This window comes from Methylocystis sp. sgz306128, assembly GCF_056032725.1.
In genome coordinates this window covers 50,935-69,785 of sequence record NZ_JBVYWO010000004.1, presented here as the reverse complement: position 1 = coordinate 69,785, position 18,851 = coordinate 50,935, and the positions used below count along the sequence as shown (strand labels likewise).

At 57.8% G+C, this 18,851-nt stretch carries 13 protein-coding genes; 7 read left to right on the top strand and 6 right to left on the bottom strand.

Translation table 11 applies throughout. The features are described from left to right. Nucleotides 1-215: 215 nt before the first annotated feature. Both AC0N03_RS08105 and AC0N03_RS08100 read right to left on the bottom strand, forming a co-directional pair. Nucleotides 216-836 carry a response regulator transcription factor gene (locus AC0N03_RS08105; RefSeq protein ID WP_474288162.1) on the bottom strand — a complete coding sequence of 207 codons (621 nt, stop codon included), beginning with the start codon at nucleotides 834-836 and terminating at the stop codon, nucleotides 216-218. Further along, entirely contained in the window at nucleotides 829-3,090 is a 2,262-nt protein-coding gene (locus AC0N03_RS08100; protein WP_474288161.1) for a PAS domain-containing sensor histidine kinase, read from the bottom strand. The genes AC0N03_RS08105 and AC0N03_RS08100 overlap by 8 nt, the downstream gene beginning before the upstream one ends. A gap of 668 nt (nucleotides 3,091-3,758) precedes the next feature. On the opposite strand from AC0N03_RS08100, the gene AC0N03_RS08095 reads away from it, so the two are divergent. After that, entirely contained in the window at nucleotides 3,759-4,607 is an 849-nt protein-coding gene (locus AC0N03_RS08095; protein WP_474288160.1) for a universal stress protein, read from the top strand. Nucleotides 4,608-4,609: 2 nt separating this feature from the next. Beyond that, nucleotides 4,610-6,469, top strand: coding sequence for a PHA/PHB synthase family protein (locus AC0N03_RS08090; protein WP_474288159.1), 1,860 nt, complete (start codon nucleotides 4,610-4,612; stop codon nucleotides 6,467-6,469). On the opposite strand, the gene AC0N03_RS08085 is transcribed toward AC0N03_RS08090, so the two are convergent. Together AC0N03_RS08085 and AC0N03_RS08080 are read right to left on the bottom strand one after the other, a co-directional pair. Further along, a complete protein-coding gene (locus tag AC0N03_RS08085) occupies nucleotides 6,463-7,578 on the bottom strand; it encodes an alpha/beta fold hydrolase (protein ID WP_474288158.1) in 1,116 nt (371 codons plus the stop codon). The genes AC0N03_RS08090 and AC0N03_RS08085 overlap by 7 nt on opposite strands. Before the next feature lie 179 nt (nucleotides 7,579-7,757). Next, on the bottom strand, nucleotides 7,758-8,156 hold the full coding sequence (locus AC0N03_RS08080; RefSeq protein WP_474288157.1) for a translational machinery protein: 399 nt from the start codon (nucleotides 8,154-8,156) through the stop codon (nucleotides 7,758-7,760). 277 nt (nucleotides 8,157-8,433) lie between these two features. On the opposite strand from AC0N03_RS08080, the gene AC0N03_RS08075 reads away from it, so the two are divergent. Continuing rightward, the gene (locus tag AC0N03_RS08075) at nucleotides 8,434-10,380 is read left to right on the top strand and encodes a tetratricopeptide repeat protein (RefSeq protein WP_474288156.1); all 1,947 of its coding nucleotides are present in this window, start codon (nucleotides 8,434-8,436) and stop codon (nucleotides 10,378-10,380) included. Beyond that, entirely contained in the window at nucleotides 10,364-11,827 is a 1,464-nt protein-coding gene (gene rfaE1 / locus AC0N03_RS08070) for a D-glycero-beta-D-manno-heptose-7-phosphate kinase (RefSeq protein ID WP_474288155.1), read from the top strand. The genes AC0N03_RS08075 and rfaE1 overlap by 17 nt, the downstream gene beginning before the upstream one ends. Here rfaE1 and AC0N03_RS08065 read toward each other — a convergent pair whose 3' ends face one another. Together AC0N03_RS08065 and AC0N03_RS08060 are read right to left on the bottom strand one after the other, a co-directional pair. Further along, nucleotides 11,828-12,025: a hypothetical protein gene (locus AC0N03_RS08065; protein WP_474288154.1), complete on the bottom strand. Its 198-nt coding sequence runs from the start codon at nucleotides 12,023-12,025 to the stop codon at nucleotides 11,828-11,830. A 36-nt stretch (nucleotides 12,026-12,061) separates the two neighbouring features. Further along, on the bottom strand, nucleotides 12,062-12,691 hold the full coding sequence (locus tag AC0N03_RS08060; RefSeq protein WP_474288152.1) for a TetR/AcrR family transcriptional regulator: 630 nt from the start codon (nucleotides 12,689-12,691) through the stop codon (nucleotides 12,062-12,064). 231 nt (nucleotides 12,692-12,922) lie between these two features. Between AC0N03_RS08060 and AC0N03_RS08055 the strand changes: the two genes are divergently transcribed. From AC0N03_RS08055 to AC0N03_RS08045, 3 genes are all read left to right on the top strand, one after another. Further along, nucleotides 12,923-14,515 carry an efflux transporter outer membrane subunit gene (locus tag AC0N03_RS08055; protein ID WP_474288151.1) on the top strand — a complete coding sequence of 531 codons (1,593 nt, stop codon included), beginning with the start codon at nucleotides 12,923-12,925 and terminating at the stop codon, nucleotides 14,513-14,515. Nucleotides 14,516-14,591: 76 nt separating this feature from the next. Then, complete coding sequence (locus AC0N03_RS08050; protein WP_474288150.1) at nucleotides 14,592-15,710, top strand: efflux RND transporter periplasmic adaptor subunit; 1,119 nt, start codon at nucleotides 14,592-14,594, stop codon at nucleotides 15,708-15,710. Nucleotides 15,711-15,722: 12 nt separating this feature from the next. After that, nucleotides 15,723-18,809, top strand: coding sequence for an efflux RND transporter permease subunit (locus AC0N03_RS08045; RefSeq protein WP_474288149.1), 3,087 nt, complete (start codon nucleotides 15,723-15,725; stop codon nucleotides 18,807-18,809). Nucleotides 18,810-18,851 lie beyond the last annotated feature (42 nt).

Below are 18,851 nucleotides of genomic sequence, written 5' to 3'. Positions count from 1 at the left end.
GGCGCCACCAAAGAACTCTGGATCCGCGAAATTAAAAACCGCGCATCCCGAAAACTTAAGGGAAACTTAAACATTGAGGCAGGGAGAGAACAGACTCGGAAAATACGTATAAATTCATGTCGCAGATCCGAGACTCGCGACCGATTTGCATCAGTATCGCGCTTCCGTCTGCGCGCGGGAGCTTCATCTGTCGTTGAAAAAATCCGACGCGCTGTTCAGCCGCGCTCCAGACCGGGAACCAGAAGACACATCCGCACCAGTTCCGACAAACTCGCGGCCTGCATCTTCTCCATGATCTTGGCGCGATGAGTTTCCACAGTGCGCTGACTAATGCCAAGCTGGTGCGCGATGACCTTGTTCGGTCGTCCCTTCAGCAACACCATCAAAACTTCACTCTCGCGCGCGGTCAGGCTTTCCAGACGTTTTTCAATGCCGGCAATCGCCGCTGTCTGCAGATGGCTGCCACGGCTCAGTTCCAGCGCCTGCTGCAGCGCCGGAAAAAGCCTCTCGACAGAAAAGGGCTTCTCAATGAAATCCACCGCGCCCTTTTTCATGGCCTCGACGGCGAGCGCAACATCGGCGAAGGCTGTCATGACCACCACGGGGATCATGATCTTCTGCGCTGCCATGTCGTCCAGCAGATCTATGCCCGTCATGTCCGGCATCCGCACATCGGTCAGCACGCAGCCATTCACGGAGGGATCGACGCTCTTGAGGAAGCTCGCAGCCTCCTGAAAGGCCTCAACATCATAACCCATCGTCGTCAGAAGCAGGCTCAGCGAATGTCGAATGCCGGGGTCATCATCAATGATATAGATTTTCGCCGTTTCAGTCATCGCCAACCTCGTGATGCGCCAGAGGCAAAGTGAAACTGAAGATCGTACCACCCCCCGGTCTGGGGCTTGCCCATATCGAGCCATGATGAGCTTCTATAATCGCCCGCGAAATGGAAAGTCCGATACCCACGCCATTGGCTTTGGTCGTCGCAAATGGTTCAAACAGGTTGGATCTTATCTGATCGCTCAAGCCTGCGCCAGAGTCCGCAACATCGACGCGGATACTGCCTCCGGGTGTCAGCATCGTTGAAATCGAAAGTTCCTTCTCCCGGGACAGGCTCATGGCCTGTACGGCATTGCGTGTCAGATTGGTCAGAACCTGTTTGATCTGCACGGGGTCAGCAAGAACCCTGTCATTGCCCGCGTCAAGATGCATTTGCAAATGGACCCTGGCGCGCTGGACGCTTCCATTCAGATAGTCCTCGCTCTGCGAGATAAGCTGGTGCAGACTTTGAAACGTCTTGTCCGGCTCGCCTGTCATCGCAAATTCGCGCAAATGGCTCACCGTCCGACCAGCCCTGATCAGTTCATCGGCAGCACAGCTCAATGTCACCTTCAAATCAGCGGGGCGTCGCTCAACGGGCATGTCCAGAAGCATTTTAGCAGTCTGCAGATAGGCGGTGCCGGCCGCAAGAGGCTGATTGATCTCATGCGCCAGCCCCGCGGCCATGCCACCCATGGCCGAAAGCCGCTCGTGCTTAAGTTGCTCGATCTTGGCCTCGTGGGCTCGTTTTTCGGAAAGATCGTGAATAAAGCCGACAAGCACCAATTCGTGATCGAATTTGACGCGCGAGAGCGAAACTTCAACCGGGAACCGCTCCCCGCTTTCGCGGCGGGCACTGAATTCCCGGTTCAGGGCGCTCAGATCGCTGGTTTGCACATTTTTAAAGTGCTGAATATGACGTTCAAGGATACTGCCGTTAAGTGCCGGAAGCAAAACGGACAGGTTCTGTCCGATGATATGGTCAGCCCGGTAACCGAAAATTTTCAGGCCGGTGGCATTTATGGACTTGATCTTGCCGCCAAAATCTACAGTGAGAATGGCTGCATCCACACCGTCAATAACAGCGCGCAGGCGCTCCTCGCTCTCAGCCAGCGCGATTTCAGCCCGCTTGCGGGACGAAACCTCGTGAAGATAACCATGCCACATCGTACAGCCATCGGGCAGGCGCGCCGGCGTCGACTGTGCTTCAAGCCATATCTGCCCCCGCATGGGATGTTCATAGCGAAAGGTTTCCATCCATAATGTCAGATCGCGGGCGGAACGCGCAATGCTGGCGCGATTGTGGGCAAGGTCTTCGGGGTTGATGCGATCGGTCACCAGACTACTGTTCTGCACCACGTCTTCGGACGAAAATCCAAAGAGTTGTTGTGCCAGCGGCGAGATATAGGTGAACGTGTTCGAGCCGTTCAGATGACTTCGCCATGAAAAGATGGCGCCGGGAACAGTCGCGGCGATGCTTGTCAATTGATCGACCAGCCTCAGCCGTTCCTGACGCGCTTCCTCTGCGCTTTTAGCGTCCGTGATGTCATAATTGACCTCGACCAGATTCACGGGATGACCATCGTCGAAATAGATCTGCCCGCGCGATGCAATCCAGCACAACCTGCCATCGTCGGGGCGCCGGATGCGGTAATCCGCCGAATAAGTGCCGTCACCGGGAGAGGCCATGGCATGTGCGACAGCAGCACGGCGAATGGCCCGGTCCTCAGGCAATGTCACGCCGTTGATGACGCTCTCGTCGATCACAACCGAATGATCAATACCAAACAGACTGTGCACGTTCTTCGCGTCGGAAACGGCATGAGTGGCAAGATTAAGGTTCCAGGTGGATATAACGCCGCTCGAGACGGCCACTTTCAGGCTTGCATTGATCAAGTGTTCTGAGTTTGCGCGTCGGCTTTCAGCGTCGCGAAATCGCTTCCAGTTCCAGTGCAGCATTTCAGAGGAAATGATTATCACGGTGCAGCCGGCCAGAAACGCGCCCATGCCGATGAGTTCGGTATCGTCATAGCCTAGCAATATCCAGAAATGAATGACGAGCGCGCTCAGCAGAAAAGCGGTACCGCCGGAAACAATCCCGCCAAACAGGGCCGCCAGCGCGACCATGGGCAGGAAGGTGGAATAGGCAAATTTGTGCAACAGAATATCGACAAAGGGCGCCCGCAACAATGCACCAGCGACCGCAAACATCACGCCGATCAACCAGCGTTCAATGATGGAACTGGAATATAGACCCGCTATCCAATTCATCACCCCCTCAAAAGGATGAGATTGCGCAGGTCTTGACGGTATCGTTGTCACAATTGCAACCCTTGGCGCAGGATCCGTTTATAATTTTAGCGAAATACTCATAAAAACCACCAGTATCGTGATTGTCCCTGCAGAATGCCTGTGATTTTCGGTCTTCGATCAGAAAATCAACCACGCGGCCTGAGACATCTCCAAAATGCGCCTGATCGAAGTTCCGGTCCGCCCGCAAATCCCTGTCAACATTGGTTAGTTTATAATGATTCAAAAATTCTCTATTCTGAGATTATGCCAGAAGCTAGTAACTCCCCGATGAACTGTCATTGATTTTTATCAATGGTGACAATCAATCTGCCCGATTCCGCAATACATACCGTTATGTAAACATGAACAAGACGCAATGTTTCCAAAACAGATTTTCCAGCACTATCAATGTTGTATTTTTGGATTTAAAAAATATCAAGAGAGATCAATCCGGCAATTCATTATCTCATGGTCTGGATCAGGCTATATTTAGGCTGACGCGAACAAGCGGCATGATCCCTCGGCACATTTTGCCCGCATCCACATGTCGGCTGGCACATGACGGGCAAGGCTTTTGATACGCATCAAGGCGACCCACCCAAATTCTGACAGAATGATGCAGTTGAATTGAAAGTGGAGAGATCGCCATGCTGAAAGACATCCTCGTCCATCTCGATGGCGGCAGCGAAGATGAAACCCTGCTCAATTTCGCAGAAGCGCTCGCAAGGCCATTTCAGGCGCATATAACAGGCGTGGTCGTCAACCGCCTGCCAGACACAGCCCTACTTGGCTCAACGGATTCAAGCGGCGCGATCATTCAGGTGCTGATTGAAATGGAGCAGAAGGCCCGCGCGGAAGGCGACAAGCTGATTGCCCATTTCGAACAAAGAATGCCGCGCCTCGCCGCCCTGACTGAAGTGCGGCGCCTTGAAGCGGGCGCCTATCAGATAACGCTGGATGCCGCTTCTCTGGCGCGCGCCGCAGATATTTTTGTGATGACGCGTCCCTACGGCGAAAAAGCGGATGGCCGCTCGGTCGACGTGCTGGAATCGGTTCTGTTCAGCGGCGGCCGTTCACTCATCGTCGTGCCGCCCGGTTATGCGCAAGCCGGCCCGATCCGCCGCATACTTGTTGCCTGGCGGGACTCGCGCGAGACGGCCAGAGCCATATCGGAGTCGCTCCCCCTGCTGCGCAAGGCAACGCATACGCGCCTGCTGATCATTGACGATGAAAAGCGGCGGGAAGAGACAAGAAGTGCGCCTGCAGCCGATATTGCCCGCCATCTCGACCGGCACGGCGTGAAAGTGGAAATTGCGGCAGCGGATCTGCCCGGCCGGTCGGTGGCCGAGCATCTTGTCAAGGAAATGAGGGATTATGCCCCGGATCTGATCGTCATGGGAGGTTATGGCCATTCCCGGTTCCGCGAGTGGATACTTGGCGGCACGACCCGGGAAATGTTGACCAGAAGCGACGTGCCACTATTGCTGGCGCATTAGACATGAAACGGGAATCCGCAGAGGCGAAAGCCCGCCGGTCGGGGACCAACGTCAGCCGGTTTCCCGAGAGACCGGGAACCGTCTCGGCGCAAAAGGCTGATACAAAGGCGGCAACGGCCATCCCGGAGAAGTCCGGACTCGACGAAATGGCCACCGACCTCGACCACGTCTTTCATGCAGCGCTGGCGCGCGCCTTTGGCGGTCTGTCGCCCCTCGCTCTGGGGCAAGCCTGGCGGGACTGGGCGGCGCATCTCGCCATCTCGCCGGGCGAGCAGATAAAATTGGCACATAGGGCCGCGGAGGAAGCGGAAAATCTGTTCCGGCGCATGGGCCAATCGCCCGTGCAGCCCAACCCCGCCGAATTTGCCGTCAACCGCACATCGGAGCGCGACCACCGGTTTCGCTCGGCGCCCTGGCAGGACTGGCCCTATTCCTGGCTGGCAGAATTTTTTCTGTCCGTCGAAAGATGGTGGGATCGCGCGATAAATGACGTGCATGGCGCCACTGCCGAGCACAAGGCCCTCACGGCCTTTCTGATGCGGCAAATTCTCGATACCTGGTCGCCATCAAACTTCATTGCCACCAATCCCGAAGTGCTCCGGCGTACACGCGAGGAGATGGGCGCAAATCTGATGCGCGGCGCCATGAATGCGGCCGAGGACACGCGACGTCTGATGTTCAGCCTCAAGCCCGCGGGAACGGAAGGTTTCGTGCCCGGAAAGACGGTGGCCACGGCCCGCGGCCGCGTGGTTCATCGCACACATCTTGCGGAAATCATCCAATATGAGCCGACAACGGAACAGGTTCATCCCGAACCCATTGTGATTGTTCCGGCCTGGATCATGAAATATTATATCCTCGATCTTTCGCCGCATAATTCACTCGTGCAGCGACTGGCGGATCAAGGCTTTACGGTTTTCATGGTTTCCTGGCATAATCCGACCGCGGAAGACCGGGATGTCAGTTTCGACGATTACCGCAAAGAAGGCGTGATGGCGGCCATCGATGCCGCCACGGCCATAACCGGCTCAAGAAAAGTGCATGCCACGGGCTATTGCCTCGGCGGAACTTTGCTGACCATCGCCGCCGCCGCAATGGCGCGCGATGGCGACGATCGCCTCGCCAGCCTGACATTGCTCGCGGCGCAAGCCGATTTCGAGGAGGCCGGCGAATTGCGCCTGTTTATCAATGAGAGCCAGCTGGCCGTCATCGAACATCTCATGTGGGAGCGCGGTTTTCTTGACGGCAACCGGATGGCTGGCGCGTTCAATCTGCTGCGCTCGAATGATCTGGTCTGGTCGAAGCTGATCAATGATTATCTGCTGGGCCAACGCCCTGCGATGCTGGATGTCATGGCCTGGGCATCGGACACCACGCGCCTGCCCTACAGGATGCACAGCCATTATCTGCGCGCGCTCTATCTGCAGAATGATCTGGCCGAGGGACGTTTCCGGGTTGGTGAAAAGCCCATTGCCGTTCCAGATATCAGAGTACCACTGTTTTTACTCGCCACGGAATGGGATCACATTGCGCCATGGAAGTCAGTGTACAAATACCACCTTCTGACTGAAGGCGAGCTGACCTTCGCACTCACCAATGGCGGGCACAATCAAGGCGTCATTGCCGATCCGCATCGCCCCGGCCTGCACTATCGCATCGGAACGCGGCAGGCATCCGGCCAGTATATCGATCCGGAGAGCTGGCGCACCGCCACACCTGAAAAAACAGGCTCCTGGTGGATTGACTGGTTCGGGTGGCTGGCCGGCAAATCCGGCCCGCTGCGCCCGCCGCCGCCGATGGGTAACCAGGACAAGAATTACCCTGCGCTCGAAGCCGCACCGGGCCTTTATGTCTTTCAGTGACCGTCCGGCACGATATGAAACGGGCTTCGCTTGCGGTTGCGCGTCGCGTCCTGAAGCCAGAGGGCGATATCGCGCCACGACGTTTGCAATGTTTCGCGGCCCATAAACAGCGACAGATGATTTCCGGGAACCAGCCGCGACGTTACGGAAGTTCCGGAAAATAATTTCTCGGCCGCCAGAGCCTGCGGCGGCGTGACAATCTCGTCCTCGCTTGCCGCAAGCACGAAGACCGGCGCGGAAATCGAGCCCAGATTACAGATGCGCCCCAACGCCGGAAAGCAGTTGCGGGCGAGGCGGTTTTCCCGAAATAGCCACTCGACGGTCTGCAGGAAATAGACCCCGGGCAAATCTACGACTGTTTTGATCCAGTTCTCGAAGCGAGCGGCAAGCTGCGCGTCCGGCGCCACTTGCAGAGATTCCGCCGATCCATATTTTGCATCGAGACCCAGAAGCCAGAACTGCAGCGCGACCTGACCAAAGACGCGACCACCATGCAACCCGACGAGATTTTCGAACAGAATCGCCGGAGTCTTCAACACGGCCCTGCTGATGGCGGAAGCCTCCGCCTCAATATCGACCGGCGCTCCCGCCAGCACGAGGGCGGCAACCTTCTCCGGAAAACGGGCCGCATAAGCGGCAGCAAGCCAGCCGCCCTGACAAAGCCCCACCAGAGCCGCGCACCCGCCCATTTCGTCAACCGCAACATTAAGATCGCTCAGATAAGTGTCGATTGAAAAATAGCGCATCCCCGGAGAGGCTGATTTCCAGAATGTCAGAGCCACCGGCCCGCCGCTCTGCGCACACAGCAATCCGGCGATGCTGTGCCCAGCCGCAAAATCAGCGCTCGCGGCATTATGCAGGGCGTAAGGCGCCACAATGATCACCGGCACGGCGCCGAACGTCCCAATAGCCGCGGACTCGCACAAAAACATGGTCTGCAATTCGATGCGAAGAGAATTCAGCGTTGCGAGGCTGGACAGGGCAGCTTGCCTTTCACTGTCCATGGCCTCGATGTCGGCGCGCCCGGAAACAAGCCCGGACCAGTCGGGCATTCCGCGCACCGATACCGATTGCCACATCTCCTGCCAAAGATCGAAGGGCTGAACCATGAGCAATAGTTCCCGGGTATCTGTTGACGCCACTTACACTTCAGGCCCGGCAGGACGCCAGAAAAGCAGGCGGAATCCGATTATCAGAGTTTCGCCGGCATTACATTGCGCGGCATCAAATCCCCGGTGCCCCGCAAACCTCGCAAGGCTTGCAGGCTTTCACAACATTTGGGCTGATTTCAGACCTTTTGCGGCGTCATGCGGTCCTTGGCGTGAAAAAATGCCCGCGCATAGCTCAGCAACTCGCCGTCGCTGGGATGATCCTGTGGCTCGATGCCTGCAATACGGCCGGCCAGCGCAGGCTCGTGCCGCTCGATAAACTGGGAAAGCGCCAGTTTTGCATGCGCAGGCCCTGTGATCAGCACCGCCTTGGCCTTCTTGAGACCATCCACCACCTGCTGCAGAAATTCGCGATCCTCGGCCTCATGCCCAGCGCCCACCGTGCGCGCATGATGATGGATATTGACTGTCTGGTTATCTGCCAGAATATCGGTCTTCTCAGACTCCGAGGCATTGAAATAGATAATTCTCGCCTTGACGTGGTCGATCCAGACAACAGCGTGATAATGCGCACTCATTTTAATATCCCCGATTTAAACCTGTCAGAACCGATTATGGTCCTGAATTCCTGCCTCGCGTTGATTTAGGACAATTATCGCCGCCGATCGCGCCAACGCGTCTTGCAGGGCGTTTCTGCCTAAAAACGCCAAAGCCCCTGTCCGGACGAACCGTCCTGCGTCTGCGCCCCGCCAACGGAAGAAACTACACCTGCGTGTCAAGTTCCAGACAAGCAAGCACGGGCAGGATCGCAATCCGAACAGTGCCCGCGACTCCAACTTCAGAAATGCCGCAGCCATGGCCGCAGCCAACAGATCTTCCTCTTCCAGCCGGGCCGAAAGGAGTGCTGCCGTCTTCTACATGCGCGACAGGCTGCACTACGCGCTCGCGCATCATCGCGCGGGGCGCTTGCAGCAGGCAGCGGAAATATATCTCGAATTACAAAATGAATACCCCCGTTCGGCTGAGGTTCTGCACCTGCGCGGCATCATCGCCCATCAGACCAACAACCACGCCGAGGCCCTTGAACTGTTGGATCAGGCCGTCAGGATCGATCGGCAAAATCCGGTCTATGCGTCCAACCGCGGCGTTGTTCTCAAAGCTCTCGGCCGCCATGAAGATGCCCTGAAAAGTCTTGACCGGGCTCTGCTGCTCAAGCCGGACTATGCGGATGCCCACAGCAACAGAGCCGATGTGCTGCGCGAGATGGGCCGGTTTGAACAAGCGCTTGCCAGTTATGATGCCGCCATCAGGCTTGATCCGGAACATGTGCAAGCCTTGTCGAACTGCGGCCTTGCCCTCTATGAGCTGCAGCGGTTCGACGCGGCGATTGCCAGCCATGAACAGGCGCTGCGCTTCAAGCCGGATCATGCGGAGGCCCTGTCCAATCGTGGCATCGCCCTTCATGCACTGGGGCATTACACGGCAGCCGTCACCAGCTACAGTCAGGCAATTGCCGCGAAACCGGATTACGCCGAAGCCTTCTACAACCGCGGGCTTTCGCTTCAGGAATTGGGCGCGCATGAACCTGCCATTCAGAACTACATTCGCGCCATTGAACTCAACCCACTATATGTCGCCGCCTACTGCAATTGCGGCACAGCATTGCAGCAGTTGGGCCGGGTCGATCTGGCCCTGCACTTCTATGACAAAGCCATTTCCTGCCAGCCGGATCATGCGCCCGCCCATGCCAACAAAGGGCTGGCCTTGCATGAAATGCTCCGGCTGGACGAGGCGATTGGCAGTTTCGATACGGCTCTCATGCTGAAGCCGGATTATGCGGAAGCCCTCTGGAACAAGGCTCTCGCCCTGCTCGCTTTGGGTGATTTCGAACAGGGGCTGCCGCTTTATGAATGGCGCTGGAGCAGCCGGAACTTTCCTTCGCCGCGGCGGGGGTTTAATGTCCCACTCTGGCTGGGCAACTTTTCCCTGCAGGGCAAGACCATTCTGCTCCATGCTGAACAAGGTCTTGGCGATACAATCCAATTCTGCCGTTATGTTCATCAAATCAGACATTTAAACGCGAATGTTATCCTGCAGGTTCAGCCTCAGTTACGCAGATTGCTGCAAGGGTTGAGTGATGAAATACGGCTTTTCAGCATGGATGAAGCGCTGCCCGCGTTTGATGCCCATTGCCCGCTGATGAGCCTTCCGCTGGCGCTCGATGTCGCCAGAACCGGCATAGACGGCTCTGCCTATCTGAAGTGCGGCACGGATCAGATGCAGACATGGGCTGTGAAATTCGCTGATCCGGCGCGCCTGCGTGTCGGGCTGGCATGGAGCGGCAATCCCGCCCACAAGAACGATCACAACCGCAGCCTGCCCCTCAAGTTGCTGCTTGCCGCACTGCCGGAGGGACCGGACTATGTCTGCCTGCAGAAGGACATCCGCGATACCGACATTGAAGAATTGCAGTCCTGCCGGCTGATACGATCCTTTTCAACAGAACTGGCCGATTTTGCTGAAACGGCGGCCCTGATCAGCCAGCTGGATCTGGTCATCAGCGTCGATACGAGCATCGCGCATCTGAGTGCGGCCATGGGCAAGCCCACATGGATAGTTCTGCCCTTCTGCCCGGACTGGCGTTGGATGCTCTCCTGCGAAACCAGCCCCTGGTACGCCAGCGCGCGGCTGTACCGGCAAGCCGCGCCGGGCGCATGGAGCGAGGTCCTGACCCGCGTAACCTCCGATCTTATCGAACTACACCCTCATTTCCGTGCTGACCATAATGATCGACATCATTGAACAATTCCGAAATCAGCATGTTCTCTGCCTTGGCGATGTGATGCTCGACCGCTTCGTCAACGGTAAAGCACAGCGCATATCGCCTGAAAGCCCGGTTCCGGTTCTGGCGATCAGCGAATGCACGCTGAGCCCCGGCGGTGCGGCCAATGTGGCGCGCAACATTGGCATGCTCGGGAGCAGATGTACGCTTATCGGCCTTGCCGGCCGGGATGCGGCAGGCACGGAACTTGAACAATGCCTTTCCGGCATCCCCGGCGTAAACACGCAACTGGTCAGAATCTCCCATCGCCGCACCACTGAAAAAACCCGCTTCATCGCCATGGGCCAGCATATGCTGCGGGTCGACACCGAGGATACCGGCCCTCTGCCGGAGGACATCGAACGGGACATCATCGCTGCGGTAAAAGCGGCCCTGCCCGGCCAGAGTGCCCTGATCTTGTCCGATTACGCCAAGGGTGTTCTGAGCGACAATGTGATCAGAGCCAGCATCGCGCTGGCTAAGGCGCAAGATATTCCTGTGATTGTCGATCCCAAATCGGCTGAATTCAAACGCTATGACGGCGCGGATATCATCACGCCCAATGCAAGGGAGGCCCATCTTGCCAGCGGCATCGAGCCGAAGGACCCGGGTTCGACGCTGGCCGCGGGGCTGACGATCCTGGCCAATACCAGACTTTCATGGGTGCTCATCACCCGATCGGAACAAGGCATGAGCCTCATCGGACGCGGCGGCGCGCCAGTTCACATCCCCGCGGCACGGCGTGAAGTCGCCGATGTTGTCGGCGCGGGCGATACTGTCGCCGCCGTTCTGGCTCTTGCTCTTGCAGCAGGAGCCGCGCCGGAAATTGCGGCGCGCCTGTCAAATGCGGCAGCCGGAATCGTGGTGGGCAAGCGCGGCACCGCTGGCGTGACATCTTCCGAATTGCGTCGCGCCATAGAAAAGACGCCGGCAAGCGGCAGCACGGGGAATGCCCGGCTCGTCAGCCGCCAAGATATTGCGGCGCTTGCCCAGTCATGGCGCCGCGAGGGGCTTATCGTCGGCTTCACCAACGGCTGTTTCGACCTTCTCCACGCCGGCCATGCCGCGCTGATCCGGTTTGCCCGGTCGCATTGTGACCGGCTGATCGTCGGCCTTAACTCGGATGCCTCCGTTCGGCGCCTCAAGGGCAATGACAGACCCATAAACGACGAACATCATCGCGCCAGTCTTCTCGCAGCGCTGGCGCATGTGGATGCAGTGACCATTTTCGAGGAAGACACACCCGCGGCCCTGATCGGGCATATAGAGCCCGATCTTCTCGTCAAAGGCGCGGATTACGCGCTCGGCGAAATTGCCGGAGCCAGACAGGTTCTTGCACGCGGCGGCAAAGTTTTGCGCTTCGAACTGATTGCAGGACTCAGTTCAACCGAACTGTTGCGGCGCGCAGCGCGCGACAGCGCCGCCTGATCAGCGTCTGCGCGCAAAAACGATAACAATCAGACCCACCAGCGCCAGCACCGCACCTCGATAGGCCCAGGGCATCTGGCTGATCATGAAGCTTTCACGCGGATAGGGAAAATAGCCGGTTCCCTGCCCCACCCAGACGAGGCCTATCACCACCATGATAAGCCCGACCAGCCGCAGAACTGCAGACAAATTAAACATGTGCGCTGTCCAATCTAAGTCCTGCGGTGCGGCATATCACCGGGCATAGGACCTGAGAAACACTTTAATGCCGGATTCGATTATTCTTGAAATGGTCGCATCATCCGGCTTTTCAATGCCAAGCGCGGTATATACGGGCAGTTCACCCCTGATCAGGCTTGCCAATTGAATGGCCGCGAGATTAGCATCGGCAAATTCGAGCAGGCCACGCGCCTTGGCGTCCTCCAGAAACTGGGCGATGCGCAGTGTATTGGAACCCGGCCCATTCTCGAAAAATGCCTTGCAAATGATCGGAAACCGCGAACTCTCCGCTGAAACGACACGAAAAAAGGCAAATTTCTCGGCATCGAGAAACATTTTTACATATTCGTAAGAAAAGCTCCGCAGCGCAGCTTCGATCCCGCCGCTCATGTCAGGCAGCTTGATCTGCTTGACCATCGCCTTACATTCGGCATCGATAAGATGCGCGAACAAAGCCTCCTTGCTCGGAAAATAGGAATAAAGCGTGGCCTTGGAAACAGCCGCCTCACGCGCAATCGCATCCATGCTGGTGGCGTGAAAACCATGCTCAAGGAACAGGGCACGGGCGACGGTCTCAACCTTGTCCAGTTTTCGCCCAGCTTTGGCAGCCTCAATGGCGGGCGTTATCTCGGTCGGTTTGCCCATCAATGCAGCTTTCCTTTCAAGCGACATGCCCTAACTGTGTAAAACGCGTCACACTATCGGCCAAAACCAACCACATCCGCGCCGCAGAGTTGACTCAATCTAGATCAACATGCAAAAATTAGGAACAAAAAACTAAACAGTTCAGTTCGATTTTTGATTCGTATACAGCAGCCGAGTGAGCCGGACGGCTTGTCCGTGTTCGCACGCCAGAACCCACGAGTTGCCCCGCACATGAGTGAACCAGCACAAACCAGACTTCGCACGGGAATTCATCTCCGCTCAGGCGGATCGATTCTGGCTCTCATCACCGCATTGACCTTGGCGGGTTGCAACGTGGGGCCTGATTTCCACAACCCGGCGGCGCCCGACGCCAAGGGCTATGTCAACGGACCGCTCAACGGCTATGGCGCTGCCGACCTCGGCAAGATCGACATGCAGCAACTGGCCATGGGCAAGGACGTTCCCGGTTCCTGGTGGACCTTGTTTCATTCGCGCCGCATCAACAGTCTGGTGCAGGAAGCGATCAACAACCATCCCGACATTGAGGCTGCCAAGGCCACGCTGCGCGCCGCGCAGGAGCGCACGGCGGCCGATCAGGCCAGCTTTCTGCCGTCGGTCACGGCAGGCCTGAGCGCTACCCGCGAACAAGTGTCCGAAACCCAGACCGGCACCGGTTCTGCCAAAATATTCAATATCTACAACGCATCGCTGCCTGTTTCCTACTCGCCTGATCTGTTCGGCAAAGTGGCCCGCGGCGTCGAAGCAGATCAGGCCAGCGTCGACCTGCAGCGGTTTGAACTTGAAGCCACCTATCTGACACTGACCTCAAACGTCGTGATCGCTGCCATCAACGATGCTGCCTATTCTTCGCAGATCCGCGTCACGCAGGACATCATCACCGCGCAAAAGCGGCAGGTCGACCTGCTCGAACAGCAATTCTCGCTCGGCGCCATCGGTCAATCGGACGTCCTCTCCGAAAAGGCCCAGTTGGCGCAGACACAGGCCCTGTTGCCTCCGCTTGAAAAATTGCGGGCTCAGGGCCGTAACCAGTTGATGGTTTATCTCGGCCGCCTGCCCAATCAGGATAAGGGCGAAGCCGTAAATCTGATGGATCTCAACCTGCCCCATGCTTTGCCTGTCAGCCTGCCCTCTAACCTCGTTCGGCAGAGGCCCGATGTGCAGGCCGCAGAAGCCCAGCTTCACGTCGCAAGCGCGCGCATCGGTGTCGCCATTGCCAATATGCTGCCGCAGGTTTCGCTCTCGGCAGCCATGGGCGGCTCGGCATTCGAGTTCGGCAAGCTGTTCGACAGCCCTGACCGCACGTGGAGTCTTGGCTCGAGCCTCGGCATGCCGATCTTCGACGGCGGCGCACTCTTCCACAACAAGGAAGCCGCCGTTGCCGCCTATGACGCTGCTCTTGCCAATTACAAGTCAACGGTGCTGAAGGCCTTCCAGAATGTGGCGGATGCGCTGCGTGCGATCGAGGCCGACGCCGCGACGCTTAAGGCGCAACAGGCCGCTGAAAAGGCCGCCGCCGACAGTCTCGAAATTGCCAAAGCGCAATATAATGCCGGAGCCGCCACCTTCCCCACGGTTCTGACGGCGGAACAAGCCCTGCTCACTGCGCGCACCAACCGCACACGGGCGCAGGCCCTGCGCTATGTCGATACCGTGGCTCTGTTCGCAGCTCTGGGCGGCGGCTGGTGGAACCGTCAGGACGTAACTCCGGACACAAACGCCAAGCCGACGCGTCCTCTGGACACGATTGTGCCGATCGCCGGTATCTCTGCTGCCGCGCAAGCCGCAACGCCGCCGGTAAAATAGACACTCATAATAAAAACGCTCAAGGCCAGATAAACGCTCCGCCGGTTCGAAGCGGAAAGATTGAGGATAGCCATTCATGATTAAGCGCATGGTCATTATGCTTGTGCTGGTGGGCGCGGTCTTTGCCGGCTTGTACTGGTTTGTTGATTTTCGCGCCAAGATGATCAAAGGCTATCTGGCGACCCTGTCCGATCCGGTGCAGACCGTAGGCACAACCACCGCCGCCGTGCAGGATTGGCAGCCTAGTCTTTCTGTAATCGGAACGTTCCGAGCCGTGAAAGGTGCTGACCTCGCGCTGCAGGTGGCCGGCATTGTCGAAAAAATTCACTTCGAATCCGGCGATCTGGTCAAGGAAGGACAGGATCTTCTCGACCTCCGCAAGGATGAGGACATCGCCAAGCTTGATTCATTGAAAGCCACGGCCGATCTCAACGCCATCGTGCTGCATCGCGATGAAGAGCAGCTCAAGGTCAAGGCCATCAGCCAGGCCACCGTGGATACAGATCTTGCCAACCAGAAGAACATCCAGGCACAGGTTGCCCAGCAGCAGGCCATCATTGCCCAGAAGAGCCTGCAGGCGCCCTTCGCCGGGCGGCTCGGCATCCGCTCGGTCGATGTCGGACAGTATCTGAGCGCCGGCACGGCCATAGTCACGCTGCAGGCGCTGGATACCGTCTATCTTGATTTCGTGATGCCGCAGCAGGCAATAGCCGCCGTCAAGGTGGGGCAAACCATCCGCGCCCGCGTCGACGCCTTCCCCGGCACTGATTTTGTCGGCCACATCATCGCCATCAACGCGAAAGTCGACAGCGCCAGCCGTAACGTGCAGGTGCGCGCGCAGTTTGAAAATCCCGACAACAAGCTTCTGCCCGGCATGTATGCCACGGCCCAGATCAATATCGGCGCAGCCGAGCATTACGTAACCCTGCCGCAGACCGCCGTGATTTATAATCCCTATGGCAATTCGGTATTTTTCGCCGAACCCAAAGGCGCGAATGGCCAACTTGTGGCGCGTGAGGTCTTCATCAAGACCGGACAGACACGCGGCGACGAAGTGGCCGTGATTTCCGGCATAGAACCCGGCACGACCGTCGTAACCATCGGCCAGAACAAGCTGCGCAACGGCACCAAGCTGAAAGTCGATAATTCCGTTACGCCCAAGGCCGAAGCCAATCCGCAACCTGTTGACAAGTGAGCGGAGACGGACATGACCTTCACCGATATTTTCATACGCCGTCCTGTTCTCGCGATCGTCGTGAGCCTGCTGATTCTTGTTCTCGGCCTGCGCTCGATGTTTTCGCTGCCCGTCCTGCAATATCCGCGCACGCAGAACGCCGTGGTTACCGTAACCACGACCTATGCCGGCGCGGATCCCGACGTGATCGCCGGTTTCGTCACCACCCCGCTGGAAAATGCAATCGCTCAGGCCAACGGCATCGACTACATGACCTCGACCAGCCAGAGCGGCGTCAGCACGATCACGGTCAATCTGCGCCTCAACTATGACTCGGGCAAGGCGCTGACCGAAATCAACACCAAGGTCAATTCTGTCCTCAACCAGTTGCCCAATGGTGCGCAGCAGCCCACGCTGCAGCTCAAGATCGGCCAGACGATTGACGCCATGTATCTCGGCTTCAACAGCGACGTCCTCGCGCCGAACGAGATCACGGATTATCTCACCCGCGTCGTTCAGCCCAAGCTGCAGGCCGTGCCGGGTGTGCAGGTGGCTGAGATTCTCGGCGGCAAGACCTTCGCTTTGCGTGCCTGGCTCGATCCGGTCAAGCTGGCGGCCCACGGCCTCACCGCCACCGATGTTGCTGTAGCGCTGGCGGCCAATGATTATATCTCCGGCCTTGGCACCACCAAGGGCATGCTGGTTCAGGCCAATCTCTCCGCCGCCACCAGCCTGCACTCGCTCGACGAATTCCGCAATCTGGTGATCAGGCAGGTCAACGGCGCCAATATCAAGCTTGAAGACGTGGCCAATGTGACGCTCGGCGCCGATGATTATGAAACATCGGTGGCGTTCAACGGCAAGCGCGCCGTCTATGTCGGTATTCAGGTGGCGCCCACGGCCAATCTTCTGGACGTGATCGGCGGCGTGCGTGTTGCCTTCAACGATCTGCGCACCCTGCTGCCGACCGGCCTGAACGGCGAGATTGTCTACGACTCGACAAAATTCGTGAACAGCTCGATCGATGAGGTGATCCGCGCCCTGTTCGAGGCGCTCGCCATCGTCACCGTGGTGATTTTCATTTTTCTGGGATCATGGCGTTCGGTTCTCATTCCGGTTGTGGCCATACCGCTTTCACTTGTCGGATCCTTCATCATCATTCTGGCGCTGGGCTTTTCCATCAACCTGCTCACATTGCTGGCGCTGGTTCTGGCCATCGGTCTTGTGGTCGATGACGCGATCATCGTGGTGGAGAACGTCAACCGCCACCTCGCGGAGGGCATGAAGCCGTTCGGCGCGGCAATACAGGCCGCGCGCGAACTGGCCGGGCCTATTCTGGCCATGACGGTGGTTCTCATCGCCGTCTATATCCCCATCGGTTTTCAGGGCGGCCTCACCGGAGCCCTGTTCACCGAATTCGCCTTCACGCTTGCCGGAACCGTGAGTGTCTCGGCGCTGATCGCGCTGACGCTCACGCCGATGAGCTGCGCCTTTCTGCTGCATGCGCATAATATGGAAAATCCGGGCCTGAGCGACCGGATCGTCATATTTATCGACAACCGGATGGAATGGCTCCGCCGCCGCTATGAAAGCCTGCTCACGGGCAGCCTGAAATATACGCCGGTCACGGTTGTTTTCGCGCTGTGCATCCTCTCCAGCATCTACTGGCTCTATTCGCACGCCACATCCGAACTGGCACCGCAGGAAGACCAGGGCATCGTCATCACGCAGTCGACGACGCCACCCACGGCCACTCTCGACCAGCGCCTGCTCTATTCGGCGCAGGCCTATAAGATCGGTACCGCACATCCTGAGGTCTCGAGCGTGTTCCAGCTTGACCTGCCGGGCAGTTCCATCGCCGGCTTTGTGTTCAAGCCGTGGGATCAGCGCACGATGACAGCATCGCAGCTTCAGCCTATCCTGCAACAGGAGCTCAACGGCATAGCCGGCACCAAGGTGGTGGCGTTCCAGCCCTCGCCCCTGCCCGGCTCGAACGGCCTGCCGATCCAGTTCGTTATCCAGACGACAAATTCATTCGACCGGCTGAACGATATCTCGCACACTTTCCTCGGGGAGGCGCTGAAAACCGGCAAATTCATCTTCCTCGACAGCGATCTGAAGGTCGACAAACCGCAGACATCCATTCAGATCGACAGGGACAAGGCCGCGCAGATCGGCCTGCGCCTGAGCGATGTCGGCAGTTCGCTGGCGACCATGCTTGGCGGTGGCTACGTCAATTATTTCGGCATGAACGGGCGCTCCTACAAGGTTATCCCGCAGGTGCAGCAGAAGTTCCGTCTGAATGCCGATCAGATCCTCGACTATTACATCAATACGCCCGCGGGCAACACCATTCCGCTCTCGACCATCGCCTCCCTGAAAACGGAAACGGTGCCTGAATCGCTCAACCATTTCCAGCAGCTGAACGCGGCGACCATCGCCGGCGTGGCCGCCCCGGGCGTTTCCGCGGGCGAAGCCCTGACCACCCTGAAAGACATCGCCAACCGCGTGCTGCCCAAGGAATACACGGTCGATTACGGCGGCCAGTTGCGCCAGTACACGCAGGAATCCAGCGGATTTCTGATCACTTTCGGCTTTGCGCTGATCATCATCTTTCTGGCGCTGGCGGCGCAGTTTGAAAGTTTCCGCGATCCGCTGATCATTCTTGTATCAGTGCCGATGTCGATTGCGGGCGCGATGATCTTCATCATGCTGGGCTTCAAGGGGCTGAGCCTAAACATCTACACTGAGGTCGGCCTCGTGACGCTGATGGGCCTCATCAGCAAGCACGGCATTCTGATCGTCGAATTTGCCAATGAGTTGCAGCATGCCGGACGCAGCAAGCGGGAGGCCATCATTCAGGCGGCAACCATCCGCCTGCGCCCGATCATGATGACGACTGCCGCGATGGTACTCGGTGTTCTGCCCCTGATCCTATCTGTGGGCGCGGGCGCCGCCTCGCGGGTCAATATGGGCGTGGTTATTGCCTCCGGTCTGGCTATCGGCACTCTGTTCACTCTCTTTGTTGTACCAGCCATCTACCTGCTGCTCGCAGCCGATCACACCAAAATCACTGCCGCCGAAGCGGGCGTCGCCTCAGCAACAGATATAGTGACATGATCTATTAAGAAGAAAACTAAATAATCCGCGGATATCTCTCTG